At 44.2% G+C, this 14,738-nt stretch carries 14 protein-coding genes; 3 read left to right on the plus strand and 11 right to left on the minus strand.

Annotated elements, in window-relative coordinates; translation table 11 throughout:
- Positions 1-26: 26 nt before the first annotated feature.
- Complete coding sequence (locus MHI32_RS16855) at positions 27-752, minus strand: ATP-binding cassette domain-containing protein (RefSeq protein ID WP_339168107.1); 726 nt, start codon at positions 750-752, stop codon at positions 27-29.
- 90 nt (positions 753-842) lie between these two features.
- Positions 843-1,997: an MFS transporter gene (locus tag MHI32_RS16860; protein ID WP_076130060.1), complete on the minus strand. Its 1,155-nt coding sequence runs from the start codon at positions 1,995-1,997 to the stop codon at positions 843-845.
- Between the two features lie 159 nt (positions 1,998-2,156).
- On the opposite strand from MHI32_RS16860, the gene MHI32_RS16865 reads away from it, so the two are divergent.
- The 3 genes from MHI32_RS16865 to MHI32_RS16875 all read left to right on the plus strand — a co-directional run bounded on the left by MHI32_RS16865 (position 2,157) and on the right by MHI32_RS16875 (position 4,673).
- Positions 2,157-3,074, plus strand: coding sequence for a helix-turn-helix domain-containing protein (locus MHI32_RS16865; RefSeq protein ID WP_076213494.1), 918 nt, complete (start codon positions 2,157-2,159; stop codon positions 3,072-3,074).
- Between the two features lie 36 nt (positions 3,075-3,110).
- Positions 3,111-3,857, plus strand: a complete 747-nt coding sequence (locus MHI32_RS16870) for an HAD hydrolase-like protein (RefSeq protein WP_076281727.1) — start codon at positions 3,111-3,113, stop codon at positions 3,855-3,857.
- 108 nt (positions 3,858-3,965) lie between these two features.
- Positions 3,966-4,673, plus strand: a complete 708-nt coding sequence (locus MHI32_RS16875; RefSeq protein WP_036687653.1) for a DsbA family protein — start codon at positions 3,966-3,968, stop codon at positions 4,671-4,673.
- A gap of 142 nt (positions 4,674-4,815) precedes the next feature.
- Here MHI32_RS16875 and MHI32_RS16880 read toward each other — a convergent pair whose 3' ends face one another.
- From MHI32_RS16880 to MHI32_RS16920, 9 genes are all read right to left on the minus strand, one after another.
- Complete coding sequence (locus tag MHI32_RS16880; protein ID WP_076130038.1) at positions 4,816-5,772, minus strand: ABC transporter ATP-binding protein; 957 nt, start codon at positions 5,770-5,772, stop codon at positions 4,816-4,818.
- The gene (locus MHI32_RS16885) at positions 5,762-6,748 is read right to left on the minus strand and encodes an ABC transporter ATP-binding protein (RefSeq protein WP_036687658.1); all 987 of its coding nucleotides are present in this window, start codon (positions 6,746-6,748) and stop codon (positions 5,762-5,764) included. Before MHI32_RS16885 ends, MHI32_RS16880 begins: the two co-directional genes overlap by 11 nt.
- A gap of 1 nt (position 6,749) precedes the next feature.
- Positions 6,750-7,652, minus strand: a complete 903-nt coding sequence (locus tag MHI32_RS16890) for an ABC transporter permease (RefSeq protein WP_081383373.1) — start codon at positions 7,650-7,652, stop codon at positions 6,750-6,752.
- A 36-nt stretch (positions 7,653-7,688) separates the two neighbouring features.
- Positions 7,689-8,651 carry an ABC transporter permease gene (locus MHI32_RS16895; RefSeq protein ID WP_036687660.1) on the minus strand — a complete coding sequence of 321 codons (963 nt, stop codon included), beginning with the start codon at positions 8,649-8,651 and terminating at the stop codon, positions 7,689-7,691.
- Between the two features lie 75 nt (positions 8,652-8,726).
- The gene (locus MHI32_RS16900) at positions 8,727-10,868 is read right to left on the minus strand and encodes a peptide ABC transporter substrate-binding protein (RefSeq protein WP_076302598.1); all 2,142 of its coding nucleotides are present in this window, start codon (positions 10,866-10,868) and stop codon (positions 8,727-8,729) included.
- Between the two features lie 549 nt (positions 10,869-11,417).
- Entirely contained in the window at positions 11,418-12,284 is an 867-nt protein-coding gene (locus tag MHI32_RS16905) for an SDR family oxidoreductase (RefSeq protein WP_312148827.1), read from the minus strand.
- Positions 12,285-12,286: 2 nt separating this feature from the next.
- Positions 12,287-12,790, minus strand: a complete 504-nt coding sequence (locus MHI32_RS16910; protein ID WP_248548720.1) for a hypothetical protein — start codon at positions 12,788-12,790, stop codon at positions 12,287-12,289.
- 116 nt (positions 12,791-12,906) lie between these two features.
- Positions 12,907-13,467, minus strand: a complete 561-nt coding sequence (locus tag MHI32_RS16915) for a MarR family transcriptional regulator (RefSeq protein ID WP_076279322.1) — start codon at positions 13,465-13,467, stop codon at positions 12,907-12,909.
- Between the two features lie 200 nt (positions 13,468-13,667).
- Positions 13,668-14,534 carry a GNAT family N-acetyltransferase gene (locus tag MHI32_RS16920; RefSeq protein ID WP_076218224.1) on the minus strand — a complete coding sequence of 289 codons (867 nt, stop codon included), beginning with the start codon at positions 14,532-14,534 and terminating at the stop codon, positions 13,668-13,670.
- Positions 14,535-14,738 lie beyond the last annotated feature (204 nt).

Raw genomic sequence — 14,738 nt, forward strand, 5'->3', positions numbered from 1 at the left:
CTCTTTTCCTTATCCGTGTCCGAACTTTACAAATTCGCGCGTTCCTGAGACGTTAATCTACGTCCCTTTATATCATGCTTAATTCGTCCATCTTCTAGTACCCATATACGTGAAGCGAAACGTTCAGCCAGTTCAATAGGCAGCACCGTCACTACGATAAGACCCGTCTCTTTACACAGTCTGCGCAAAGTTTCCAATACACTTTCTGCCGATTTGGGGTCCAGACCCGTAACCGGTTCATCCGCTAAAATAACTTTTGCACCATGAGTTAATGCTCTAGCAATCGCTACACGCTGACGTTCACCACCGCTTAGCTGGCTAGTCTTCATCTTCGCTTTGTCAAGAAGTCCAAGGGCATCTAATTCATCCATCGCACCCATATAATCATCTGAACGAACCATCCCTGTAACCATACGCCACATTGGCGTCTGTGCGGACTGGCCGATCAGCACGTTTTTCAGCGCTGTGCGGTTAGGATTGAGCTCTGCATTCTGCTCCAGGTAAGCCCACTCCCGGCGAATTTTTCTTTTTCCGGAAAAGGCACTCGCCATAATATCCGTACCGTCCACTCTAAAATTCCCTCTGTCCCACTTCTCTCGCAGCGCTAAACAGCGTAATAAAGTGGTCTTACCGCTCCCACTCGCTCCAAGTATGGCTACGAGTTCACCCGGCTCTAATTGAAATCCTATATCCTGCAGGACCGGATTTTTGTCTTCCCCAACTGCCTTGGCTAAGTGTTCAACTGTGATCATAGTTCAGCCTCTCCCTGTCTTCATCTATAATCTATAGTGTACTCTGAATGTGAGTTCAATTTCCATGCGAGCACTCGTTCTTATCTTACCTCAATTTCTAGGTTGTGGCGAGAATAATAACCCCAGCAAGCCGAACACGATATATAAACCACCCATCAGGGCGAAAATACCGCCGCTTAAGCCCACTTGCAGCAACAAACCACCAATGCCGGGGCCGATAATACTGCCAATACTAAAATGGAAAGAAGCAACCACATTGGCAGCAGGCAGTAGATGTCTTGGTAAAATATCCGCAGCCAGACTTAGACCTAAAGAGAAAAAGGAACCTACTAGTCCTCCTGCGATCATCAGAAGCACCATTGTCAATGTAAAATGATCACCTGCCAGCGGCAACATCGCAAAGGCGATCCCGCCTCCGATCCCGGCAATAATCAGTACCCGCTTGCGGCCAAACCGGTCGCTCCACAGACCTAATGGAAACTGCAGAAGCAGTCCTCCAATCCCCGCAAAAGGCAATAACGCTGCAATTTGATCTGTGCTGTAACCGATACGTAGACCATATACCGGAAAGCTGCTATTTAAGCTGGCTTCCATAAAGCCATATAAAAGGGCTGGAATTAAAGCGAACCAGGCTAAGCTGTAACAACGACCGAAACGGCGAACCTGGCTTTCACCACTCTCCGCTTTATCTGGCCGGGAATCCGGCAGAATTGTAGTCACAAGGATTAAGACTAACAAAAATAGAAATGCGAGAACAATAAAAGGCACGGCCTGTCCATAACGCAGCAGACTAATCCCAAGTGGTCCCAAGCTAAAACCCAGACCATAGGACATGCCATATAGTGAAAGATTACGCCCTCGATGCTCGGCAGGTGTCATAAGCAGAACCCAAAGCTGGGCCCCGTAATTAATCGCAGCATCGCCTACACCCACAAGCAGACGCAATACAAACCATACCTTGATCCCTGTAAAAAAGGGAAACATGAGCAAGCTTACTAAGACTAAACTAATCCCACCAGCTATCAATTTTTTAAATCCAACCGCTCCAAGAACACGTTCAGCAATCAAGGTCATCCCAAATGATCCTATGTATAGTGCAGCAGCATTCAATCCGTTCAGTGACGAGGAGACTCCTTTTTGCTCCAAAAGAATGGATAGAATGGGCAGCAACAGCCCTTGGCTAAGCCCTGCGGCTATAGTAGCGGTAATAAGAATCATGAAAGTCATTTTGCTATTACTTCGTATAGATACTTTAAGCCGGTCTGACACGGATGATATCCCCCTATAATAAAAACAATGATGTGATCTAACGCCAATTGGCAAACACCGAACATTATAGTGGACAACCCTCTTCAAAACAAGAGATAATATGAGAAGTTACGGATTTCTGGGGGTGCATGTTACATGGATTACGAATTAAAAATCGACGTATCGCCGGTTTATGAACTGTTGGACAGTTTTATGATATATGTAACCAGAAAATGGATCTCCAATTTAGACCTCGGTCCCCACTGGGTTAGTGATGTGGAAGATCGCATTACTCCTCATAAAGTAACAGCTCTCATGCAAGCTGCCGAGTGGCCATTTACAGATTATGATGTGTTATATGCTTGGGTTTACAGCCGAGGGCCCGCAACATCAGTGCTGCATTTCCTGGATGATCTGGATTCAGCTTCTATAAAAGAGTGTTATCAGCAGATCGCACCGTTAATTCATGATTTCACCATAGATGAAGCTTCCCGGATCAAGAGCAGCTATAGTCCGCTACTTAGACTCTGGTATGAGCAATATTTTCGTCATGTTGAACACAAGATTTTACCGTTATTAATTGAAGATGCCTCTGAGAAAAAAATGCTGGAAAGCAAAATGGACCCTATTTCTTTAATTGAATATGCATCCGGTGGTGTAGTTTTCGAGGATATACGGGATCTTAAGACTATAGTATTATTGCCTACCGTTCATAATCGACCAATCAACACCTACTGCTTCTACAAAACTATGGTGATTGTACAGTATCCTGTAGATGTGCCATTGGAAGATGAAAATGAACCACCGATGGTGCTATTGCGCATGACCAAGGCGCTGTCAGATCCAACCAGACTCCGATTGCTTCGGTATGTCGCCCATGAACCCAAATCTCTATGGGAGATGCAGTCCGATCTAAATCAATCCAGAGAAATGCTTATGCATCACCTAATGATCCTACGCGTAGCCGGTTTACTCCGTATCCATCTTCGCGGGGAACAAGACGAGCGCTTCAGTATCCGTCCAGACGGCGCTTCTGAGCTTCAAATGTTTCTAGAATCTTATATTCACCTATAGAACACTATACAGATACAGATCCAAGGAGTGAGAGATATGAAATACACAACTCAACAAGTAATTTTCGATCTAGATGATACGCTGGTTCATTGCAACAAATATTTCGATTTAATTTTAGGGCAATATTTCGAGCTCATGACTGATTGGTTTAATGAATTTGGTCCAAGCACCAGTGAATTACGCAGCAAGCAAATAGAAATTGATGTTGATACCGTCAACACAAGTGGCCTGGCCAGCGACAACTTTCCCAAATCCTTAATCGCCACCTACCGTTATTTCTGCGCCAAATATAACCTTCCGACAGATCGCTTTCAAGAGCAGCAATTACACAAGCTCGGCCTAAGCGTCTATGACCAAGAAATTGAAGCTTACCCTGGCATGGTTGAAACACTCGATACGCTGAAGCAAGAGGGTCACCATTTATTCTTGTATACTGGCGGGGACGACACCATTCAGCAACGTAAAATTGAACAAATGAAGCTGGATGCTTATTTTGACGATCGTATCTATATTCGGAAGCATAAAAATGTTGAGGCGCTTGAAAATATTTTGGCTACCCAAAGCTTTGACCGCAAACGTACCTGGATGATTGGCAACTCGTTACGTACAGATGTACTTCCCGCAGTTACCGCAGGCATCAACAGTATTTACCTGAAGCAGCAAAATGAATGGAGCTATAACCTTATCGAGCTGGAGCAAGAGATGCAGCAAGCCGTGATGACTATTTCGTCCATCCACGAGGTGCCCCCTGTCATTCGCTCAGCCGCTAAATTCAAAAACTAATAACTAGCTACAACGTTACGTAGCATTGTTACAAATGACATATCTTCACTACCTACTGGATGATTATACTATTTTTATAGTATTCCTATATTGTCTAGGAGGTGAGATATGAATAAGAAAGTGTCAGCTAAACAATCTCAGACCAAAAGACCTTTGCTTCCCATGATATTAGGTGTCGTTGTTGTAATCCTTCTCGCTGTAATTGTTTTCATCTTAAGCAATAAGACTGATGATACAGCAGATCTACCCAACTACACCGACGTAAAGGGAAGCATTGTTGTTGATGGGCTGAAATATGAGAAGCAACCTCATCTTGGAAGTCCTGATGCCAAAGTTAAAGTTATCGAATTCGCAGATTTCAAATGTCCCGCCTGCAAAATGTGGACTGAAAAGTATCTGGATACTTTTATTAAAGACTACGTAGATACCGGAAAAGTGGAACTTTTCTTCATGAACTTTGCATTTTTGGACCGGGACTCTTATCTTGCCGCTAGCGCCGGCGAAGCCATCTACAAGCAAAGCAACGAGAAGTTCTGGGAATACCTTCATAAGCTGTACGCTAATCAAGGCGATGAGAGCGAAATTTGGGCCACTCAGAAATTCATTTTAAAATTCGTTAAGAATAACATCGAGGGCATTGATTACGCCCAATTTGAAACAGATCTCAAGAATCATACCTATATGTTCGATGTAAAAGAAGACTTTAAGATCGCTGGTTCCTACGGAGTCAACGGTACTCCTAAATTTATGGTGAACGGAGTGCTGCTTCAGGATTCTTCGTATGAAGGGTTAGCAGCAGCGATTGACAAGCAGTAATCAGTCTTTAAACTGCGCCCTATAAGCTGTTCACTTTGAAAAAAGTGGCCTTCTTACAGGGCTTTTTTGTGTGTATGAATTAAAAAAGATGACTTCTGTGATATACAGAAGTCATCTGCTGATTACTTAATTAAGCCACTGCTTATTCTACCAAATGACACACGGCACTATGGCCTTCTGACACGATTTTCCGTTCAGGCTTGACAGCCATACATACATCCGAGGCAAAAGAACACCGCGGATGAAAAGTGCAGCCACTTGGTGGATTAAGCGGTGATGGCACCTCGCCTTGAATCGATACCATCTGCTGCTTCTGCTCCACACTATCCGGAATCTTCAAAATCGAATTTAGCAGGACCTGCGTGTAAGGATGCGTAGGTTTCTTGAACAATTCATCCGCCGGAGCTTGCTCAACCACCTCTCCTAAATAAAGAACCGCGATATCATCACTCAAATACTCCACTACTGCCAAATTATGCGAAATAAAGATATAAGTCAGGTTAAACTCCTTCTGCAAATCCTTTAGTAATTGAATGACTTGAACCTGAATAGATACATCCAATGCGGACACCGGTTCATCACAAATGAGCAATTTGGGATTCAGTGACAACGCTCTGGCAATCCCAACCCGCTGCAATTGTCCACCTGACAGTTCATGCGGATAAGCGTATTGGACTTCAGAAGGCAAACCGACCCGCTCAAGTAATTCGATCACACGCTCATGCCGGCTTACTTTAGTTCCAATTTTGTGGATAGCCATTGCATCTTCAATAGCGTCTCCTACCGTCATTCTCGGACTGAGACTCGCCTTGGGATCCTGGAAAATAATTTGCATATCCCGGCGCATCGCCCGCAGCTTCTCTTTATTTGCCTTTGAGAGCTCCACGTCCTCAAAAAATATTTTTCCTTTGTCAGATTCGAGTAGACGCAGAACCATTCGCCCTAAGGTTGATTTTCCTGAGCCACTTTCCCCAACAAGCCCCAGTGTTTTCCCCGCTTCCAGGGTAAAAGAAACATTCTCGATGGCATGCAGCTTTTTTCCTTGTACCCGAAAAGTTTTCGAGACATTTTCTACGCGCAAGAGCGGATTATTGGGCATAGGAAGCGACCTCCTCAGCATGATGGCAGGCGATCTGATGATCGGTGCTAAAATCACGAAGCTTGGGAACTTCATTCTGACACCGTTCAGTTGTATAGAAGCAACGATCGGCAAATGGGCAGCCGGTCAATGTCTGTGTAAGTGTCTTTGCCGTCTTTGGAATAGGCATTATTTCTTTTCCCTTGTGGCCCACTTCGATAATGGAGCGTTTCAATCCAAGTGAATAGGGATGCGCCGCCTCACTTATGAACTTGTCCGTAGTGGCTTTCTCCATGATTTGGCCCCCGTACATCACGATGATTTTGTCACAAAAGTTGGTCGCAAGGCCAAAATCATGCGTTACCATAACTACGCTCATCCCATGTTTTCTGCGTAATTCCTGCAATAGTGCAAGAATCTGCATCTGCACAGTGACATCAAGCGCGGTTGTTGGCTCATCGGCAATCAATAATTGCGGTTCACATGCCAAAGCAATAGCAATCATGATACGTTGGCGCATACCACCGGAAAATTCGTGAGGATAACTTTTAAACCGTGATTTAGGATCCGGAATCCCCATTTCATGCAAGAGCTGAATGGTTCGGTCAAAAGCTTCCTTCCGGTTTGCATATTGATGTGTCAGCATGGCTTCCATTATTTGATCCCCGATACGCATGATCGGGTTCAAGCTGGTCATCGGATCTTGAAAAACAACGCCGATGTCACGCCCACGAATATCTTCTAATTGTTTGGGACGCATTTTAAGTAAGTCCTTACCATTAAACTGAGCTGTCCCCGATGTTATTTTTCCATTTTCACGGATGAGCCCAATTGATGACATCAATGTAACAGACTTACCGGAGCCACTTTCACCAACAATCCCCAAGGATTCATTTTCATTGATCGAAAAACTGACGCCGTTTACGGCATAAACTTCATCTTCACTGCGGGAGAACTTCACATGAAGGTCATCAATAGAAAGTAGCGGTTCACCCATATTAATTGCCTCCTTTCGGACTGAATGCTTCCTGGAGACCGTCTGCTACAAACAGAAACGAAAGCAAGGTTATTGCAAAGATACCTGCCGGAAAATACAGCAGCCATGGAAAGCCGAGAATATTCTCACTGGCTTGAGCAATCATACTCCCAAATGAAGGGATTGGCGGCCGAAGCCCCATGCCAAAAATACTTAAGCCTGCAATCTGGATGAGATCACCGGGAATCCCGAAGGCGAGAGAGACACCCATACTGCCGATAACATTCGGCAACATATACCGTCTGGCAATATGCGCCTGAGATGCGCCTAACGCTCTTGCCGCTTCTACCATCTCCCCGTCCCGCATACTTAGGACCAGACTTCGGATCAAGCGTGCATATCCCGCCCAACCCGGAATTCCAATTGCTAGAATCAAAGATAAATACCCACGTCCCAGCATAATGACTAATATCAAGGCGAACAAAAACCCCGGCAAGGTCATCATAAAATCCACAGCACGCATAATAATCATATCGGCGATTCCGCCGCGCAATCCGGCCCACAAGCCCAATATAATCCCGATAATGAAGCTGACCAAAGTCGCGCCAAAAGCAATAATCAGAGCGCTTCGAACACTGAACAGAATCTGGCTGAACATGTCATGCCCCACATTATCCGTACCAAAAATATGCTGCCAGGTCGGCCCTTGATTGATGGCCAAAAAATCTCCCGTGCGATAGTCATATGGGGCCACCCAAGGTCCAATGATCCCCGCGATCAAAAAAAGGATAACCCAGACCAAACCAATAACGGCAAGACGATGTCTTTTAAATCGCTTCCAACCTTGATAAAACTGGGATCTCTGAAGATTCTTTTTTCTCTTCAAAGCTACATCCGATTGAGTTGCTGCAACTGTGCCAGCCAATTGCTCCCCCTCCTAGGTTCGTATAGTCTGTGCCGCTTATAATCTGACACGCGGATCAATAAAGGCATAAATAATGTCAACGAGTAAATTCATAATCATAATCATGGATCCCAGCAGAAATACAGATGTGATGGCGAGCGGATAGTCGAAACTGGTAAATGCCGTCTGCATCACCTGACCAAGCGCTGGAATGGCGAAAATTTGCTCCACCCAGATCGTGCCCATCACGGTAAAAGCAAATTGTGGTCCGATGACGGTTATCATCGCAGTCAGCGAGTTTTTGACACCATGCTTAAAAATCATCGGCCAATATTTGACACCCTTAGCTTTTGCGGTTCGCATAAAATCCGACCTCATGGTTTCGATCAGACTGCCCCGCATATATCTGGCAACAACACCGACATTCGCCGCAGATAAACAAATAATCGGCAAAATTGCTTGCCTCCAGTGACCCCATCCCGTTACGGGCAGAATCCCTTGAAACACAACACCAAATAACAAAACCATAATCACCGCGAGAACAAATGCCGGAATAGCCTGACCCGTCAATGAGATGGTGCTTACCACATAATCAATCCAAGTGTTACGTTTGAGTGCTGCAATAATGCCAAGCGGAACCCCGATAATTACCGAAAGAACAACAGATCCAAAGGCCAAAAGTGTACTGATCGGCAAAGCCTGCTTCAGTTGAGTCGCAATTTGCAAAGACGGATTCTGCATCGAATTACCGAAATCGAAGGTTAATTGATGCCAAATATACTTCATGATTTGTTGCCACAGCGGTAAATTCAAACCATACCGGCTTTGAAACTGGTCCATGACTTGTTGATAGAGAACAGGGTTTTGCCCTTGCAGCGGAGCCAGTGCCGTAGCCATGGTATTCGTATTCATGAAACCGCCAGGTGAATAATACATCATGGTATAGCTAACTGAAATGACCAAGATTAAAGTGATAATAATTTGTAAAATGCGCTTTGAAATAAATTTCAATATGGTCAAATCCGACCCTCCTTTACCGATTCACGGGCACCATAATTGGCGCCCGTGATTGGTAATTATTCAACCCATTTAGGATTATTCTACAGATAAAAGATGTAGCCCATAGAAGTTGCCCCATGCCCAAGGATTTGATTGCACTCCTGTAATGCCGGGTTTTACCAAGAAGTATTGCTGTTGATAATACAACGGAACAGCATAAGCTTCTTCGAGCAGGTTATTAACTACCTTAGCCGCGATAGGAGCAGCGTCTTCGACGGTCAGCGCATTTACGAATTGCGCTTGCCACATTCTCAAATCTCTTAAGGTATCAGATTGATAACTGTTGTAATATACCTGTACATCAAGTGCATTTTGATTCAACTTGCCACCTGGCGCGTTTGGTGCTACGAAGGTCCAAGCGGTTACAAAGGCGGCATGTTTTTCATCGTTATTTTTAGCATTTTTCCAAAGGTCTACAATCTGTTGCCATTGTTCAGCGGCCGTTGGAAGCCCCGGTTGTTTCAAATAAGGCTGCCAATCTGCAGGCTGCTCTGCTGTCCATTTATCCAAAAAGGCGATATCCTCATTAGCAGCTTTTTCTAATGCTGCCCATTCGCTCCATTCCACACCGGCGTTCTTATTATCCGGATCCCCATATTTTTCAATGGCCGGTTTATAATAAGTTTCCTTGGTCCAATCCACGAATTGTTTCGTAGCTTCTAGCGGGGCATCCAGTGTTCCTATGGAATATAGTTGCTGCGTTGCACCCATGTCCAAACTTCCTGGTTCACTCCAGTTGGTTGCGCCCGACGCCAGAATAAAGCCTGGTTTTGCATCGCCCTGAGGTCCGCTGTACTGATAAGCGTTAAACTGCGCCTCATTGAGCTGAACTAGCTCTGTTTTGATACCAAGATTTTGTTGCAGTAATTGACCTAACGCCAAAGCGATTTGTTCACCCTGAGCATCTACTTGCTTGACCCCAACATACAACGATAGGGTTGGCAGACCTTTACCGCCTTCATAACCAGCATCCTTCAATAATTGTTTGGCTGCCTCGAGATCTTCCGGAAGTCCTTGCTCCAGTTTTTCCGTTGGCCAACCTGGTGAAGCAAAGATATTGGTCGCCCCGCCCATGCCGTTCAGCACCGATTCTACGATCGGTTTACGCTGGATCGCTTTGGCGATAGCCTGGCGCACCTCTTTTTTGTCATATGGAGATTCCGTTGTCGGGTTGCTCCAGAGCAAATATTTGATCGCATAAGTCGCTGCAGTATACAGCTGGGACTTTAGCTCCTCCGTTTTCTTCACGTATTGTAAATCAGACGCGCTTTGGATTAGAACGACATCTGCATGGCCGGACATATAATCCTCCACCGGCACGGTTGTCGCCGGAAGAACATGGATGGTCTCTACATTGCCGTGATTAAGCTGGCCGGCTGCACCTACATAATTCGGATTGCTCACCATGACGAGTTCACCGTTAGGTGTAAAAGATTTAACCATGTAAGGGCCGTTGCTCACAAAATTCCCCGGTTCAAACCACTTACCAGGGTTCGCTTCGACCGCTTTAGGATTCATAGGCATCGACCCGGAAAGAACCATATCCCCCAGAATAGCGTGAGGCAGCGTGGTCGTAATTTCCAGCGTGTAATCATCAACTACTTTTAGACCAACTTCTTCTTTACTTACAGATCCGGCATGGTATGCATATCCGTTCTTCACAAAATTAAGTACGCTTAGCCAAAGTTGTGCGGTTGTGTTAGCTGGATCCAATTGATACATATAAGAAAAATAAAAATCATGGGCGGTTACTGGATCGCCGTTTGACCATTTGGCATCTTTACGGAGGGTAAATGTCCAAGTTTTTTTGTCATCGGAAACGGTATAACCTGTCGCAATTTTCGGAACGATTTCATTATCCTGATTGTAGCCATAAAGCCCTTCGAGCAAAGTTCCTTGCCCTACCAGAATTTGTCCTTGCCATTGTGTAGGATCGAGCGTCGGGATCTTTGGATTGAAAACGGTTACCGAACTTCCCGCTTTAATTTCAAGATCAGAAGCGCCCTCATTCTTAACTGCCGTTTGACCCACATCACTGGTTGCTTTTACCGAAGTATTGCTATTACCTGCAGCATTTTTACCGTTCTCATTGGCACTATTAGAGGAATTACTGCAAGCAGTCACAGATAACAAAGAAAATGACAGAAGTAGAGCTAAGAACGCGTTCTTTTTTTTCATCCTCAAGTGAACCCCCTCATACATAGTCATGAAACAAAAAAACTAACATTTTATTATCTTGTTATCTATGATGTTATCCTTCACCTTTTCATGCTTTGCCCCCCTAAATTTAAACTCCGATGTTTGTTGGTGAACTTACGAATATCTTCTTTTGAATATCACTCAGGAAACTAAGAGTAATCGCTTACATTCTAAAATTTTCCACAAAGATTGTCAAGAAAAAATGTTACGTTAGTTAGCATAACTAGTTATTATTAATATAACTTAATCTTATAATATGAATTTTTCGTTAATTTTTTATTAGCTTTTTTAGTGTTATTTCGTAAATAACACTAACTTATTGACGAATTTTAGCTTATTTCTTGTAATACTGATATAAATGCTATAGAAGAACTAGTTCTATGAGTTGAGTTCCTTAGGACATAATAAAAAGAGTGCATCCCGGCAGTCATTTTATGACCTTTGGGATACACTCTGAACCATTTAGATATGGGAATCGGAATAAAATACTGTTATCGATACAAATATCAGAATAGGTGGACTCCGCCTCTACCGGAAATTATCTACACACTCATGTAGAAAGGCGTCTAGTGTGCGTGGATCTCTGCCGAGTAAACGCTTCACAGTGTCATTTGGACTTTCTGGCACCATCCTAGACATGGTTTGAATTTCCACAACGTGGTTCGCGAGCCAAGGAGGCAGATTCCCATGCTCAATAAGATTACGGAGTAGTACTTGAGGGTCCATGTTGATGTAACTTATCGGCCGATTAAGCAGGGCAGATAGTCGACTCGCGATCTGGGGATAACTGAAAATCTCCGAACCAGTAAGCGTATATATATGGCCTGATACCTTGTCGTTGGTCAGAACTTCTGCGGCAACGTCTGCAATATCGCGACAGTCAATAAAGTTACACGGTGAAACGCCCATAGAGCCGAAGAAAACATTTTGGGTTGTGATCGTTGGTGCAAAGCGCATTAAATTTTGCATGAACGCATAAGGGCGCAATACGGTATGGGTGATACCCGATACTCTCAACGTGTTCTCAATTTCTTGATGCCACCCCGCCACTGCCACTGGAGCGCTCTGCTCAAAGGCTGGACTGGATATTTTTACGATATGTTTGATTCCAGATTCGGTGGCAATCTGAATGATTGAGGTTTCCAATTCGATTTGTCTTGGACTGTTGGACATGGCAAGGAAGAGCTGGCTAGCACCTGTAAACGCGCGGCGCACCGATGTAGGGTCAGAAGCATCCACAAAAGCGACCTCGATAATTGATCGGCTTTTTTCTCCGATTTGATCACGCAACTTCTCTGGCTCTCTGCTCAGCGCCCTGACAGGTACACCAAGATCAACCAAACGTTCCAAAAGCGCACTTCCAATCGTACCTGTTGCTCCCATAATAACTATCATTTTTATCTTCTCCTTTTGGATGAAAAATCAGTTGTGACGGCAAGTCGCCACCGCCATGTCACTATCGTGCTCGCTATGAATCCAGACAACGGGAAATCGATCCAGACACGATTTACCCAGACCAAGTGATTACTCGGAATCATAATTTCTACTACAACAGATGTCACCCATGCAGCGTATAGCCCAAATGAGGACCCGGCCATTGCGAATACCCCTACCACAACCAAGTGAGGTGCACCGATGACCCATCGCAAATGGCCCACTCGACTATGCAACAAAAGTCCAATCATCAAGGCCATCAAGGCGGATGCACCGCCAATAGTGGTCAATGCCGCTATTTGAAGCCCCCTATCTGCAGTAACCAATCCCCCGATACCTGCCATAATGGCAGGAGCAGCATAGGCCATTACAACTTCACGCCATAGTACAAAAGTCTTTTTCTTGGAACCAACAGCCTTGATGCTGTAAACATCATCTGTCTGATTCGGGTATTTCATCTGGTTCATTTACTTGCTCCCTTCTTCTTTGAAATAGTTCAACGATTGATTTCAGCGAACTATAATTAGGCGCCTAACTATATAAGAGTAAAAATAGGCTAGCTTCACTAGCCCAATTCTACTCATTACTGATGTTTCCCCTTTGGTTTCGAGCCTAATTCGCCCGTAAGTGCTGAAATGCCTTGTGTAACTCGACCTAACAAGTCGAGAAATACGCTGCGTTCTTCGATGTTGAGCAACCCCACCATAGCTTCCAGCCGAGCGAAATGCTCAGGAGCCATTTCACGGAGCTTCTTCGCTCCTTCTTCCGTTAAAACAACTGATTTCTGACGGCCATCGTCTGAGCTTAATCGCCGAGATACTAGCCCATCTCGTTCAAGAATGTCGATAAGACCAGTCACTGTAGCACGTGTAACTCCTAGATGCTCCGCTAATTGCGAAGGCAACTCTTCTCCTTCGTTATCTTCAAGATCTGCCAATAAACGATAACGCCCTGTTGATAAACCGAATCTAGAGAAATGAATCTCCGAGGCGTGTCCAAGCATGGCTCCCGCTGCCATTAGCCTAGACGCGACGAGTATAGCCTGTGCGTCTATGTCTAGGTTATAGCGATCAATCTGACGCTTGGATTGTACAAGCGAGGGAATAGCCTCAATGTCGTTTATTTTTTTATTATTGTTGTTCATATATGTAGTATGGTCCCTAACTACTTTTATGTCAACTCATTTTTTTATACCTCGTCAACCCTGGAGTTAAACAGTTGCATTTGGTTGTAACTCTATATTTCTCCCAAAGCTTGATCAATCGACCTTCAAGATCTTCAATCCGTAGTGAATATTCTGCTCTTATTTTCAAAAGTAGTAGAAGTTCTGTCCGCATCATTCTACTATTCAAATTTTAACTGAAGCGAATCACAGATTGGCATATAGCCTATCTTTTGATAAATGCTATTAGATGTGGGATTTGCTAAGTCGGTATATAAGACGCATCTAGTAAACCCTTTATCCAATGCAAGTTGGCTTATTTGCGCCACAATTGAAGTTGCGTAACCCTTTCCGCGCTCATATGGAGGGGTATATACAAATGCCACGCCAATAGCCGTCTGCATCTCCCTTGTATATCCTGCCATAGAAACGGGTATCCCGTTGTCCTCTAAAATATATAGTTTTTTCGATGCTATTCGGTAGAGGTAAGGGTCTGCATCTTGCGGGATGGACATTTCTGTTTTACCATAACTCCCCGCTGCATAAAATGCTTCAGCCCAGTAAGGGAAAAAGTGAATATCCTTTTTATCTAGTAATCGAACGATACCAACCTTTTGAATGTCTGGGTTTACTGCCGTAAGTTCATATATACGTTGGGTCATGATTGTTTTAAAGGTTGTTCCCTTGCGCAAAGTATATTCTTTGGCAAAATACTCTGCCAAGGTTTTTTCGGTCATCACACCTGGAATTTCACGGTCTTTCAGCCCATCTACCAGACAGTTTATAGCTTCTGGGTTAATTATGTTGTCTGTTGCATAAAGCGTAATATTGTGTGGCGGTGTCATTATGGCGGTAAGTTGTATGCCCTTAGCATCCGAAATAGTTACCATAAGCCAATTTACAGGGTCACGCCAGTCTGTTTTGTCTTTTCCTTCATGTCCAATTATGATATTGCCAAGAGGAATCAAATTTTGTGCTTCATGACGCATCAGCATACCATAGGTATCATTGTAAAACTCATACACATCCGTATACAACTTGAATTGCATTGCAATATCCCCCTTTCATCTGGTCAACGTTTTTCCGGATTTTTCGAACTAATCGTTCTTCTTACGGTTTGTTGATTTTTCGCCTGCCAATTTAATAATTAATTTATGAAGACGCAAAAAAAACCATCCCATTAGGGACGGAGTTGCTCCGCGTTACCACCCTGATTGACGTTTATAATAAACGCCCTCTTAGCCATCGTCCAA

This window comes from Paenibacillus sp. FSL H7-0690 (assembly GCF_037980415.1).
GTDB lineage: Bacteria > Bacillota > Bacilli > Paenibacillales > Paenibacillaceae > Paenibacillus_AQ > Paenibacillus_AQ odorifer.

Bases quoted from the DNA above. Each gene is read 5' to 3' on its own strand.
- MHI32_RS16920 (WP_076218224.1), bottom strand. From the start codon at position 14,534: ATGCAATTCAAGTTGTATACGGATGTGTATGAGTTTTACAATGATACC.
- MHI32_RS16885 (WP_036687658.1), bottom strand. From the start codon at position 6,748: ATGGGTGAACCGCTACTTTCTATTGATGACCTTCATGTGAAGTTCTCC.
- MHI32_RS16855 (WP_339168107.1), bottom strand. From the start codon at position 752: ATGATCACAGTTGAACACTTAGCCAAGGCAGTTGGGGAAGACAAAAAT.
- MHI32_RS16880 (WP_076130038.1), bottom strand. From the start codon at position 5,772: ATGCCCAATAATCCGCTCTTGCGCGTAGAAAATGTCTCGAAAACTTTT.
- MHI32_RS16915 (WP_076279322.1), bottom strand. From the start codon at position 13,467: ATGAACAACAATAATAAAAAAATAAACGACATTGAGGCTATTCCCTCG.
- MHI32_RS16905 (WP_312148827.1), bottom strand. From the start codon at position 12,284: ATGATAGTTATTATGGGAGCAACAGGTACGATTGGAAGTGCGCTTTTG.
- MHI32_RS16870 (WP_076281727.1), top strand. From the start codon at position 3,111: ATGAAATACACAACTCAACAAGTAATTTTCGATCTAGATGATACGCTG.
- MHI32_RS16865 (WP_076213494.1), top strand. From the start codon at position 2,157: ATGGATTACGAATTAAAAATCGACGTATCGCCGGTTTATGAACTGTTG.
- MHI32_RS16900 (WP_076302598.1), bottom strand. From the start codon at position 10,868: ATGAAAAAAAAGAACGCGTTCTTAGCTCTACTTCTGTCATTTTCTTTG.
- MHI32_RS16910 (WP_248548720.1), bottom strand. From the start codon at position 12,790: ATGAACCAGATGAAATACCCGAATCAGACAGATGATGTTTACAGCATC.
- MHI32_RS16875 (WP_036687653.1), top strand. From the start codon at position 3,966: ATGAATAAGAAAGTGTCAGCTAAACAATCTCAGACCAAAAGACCTTTG.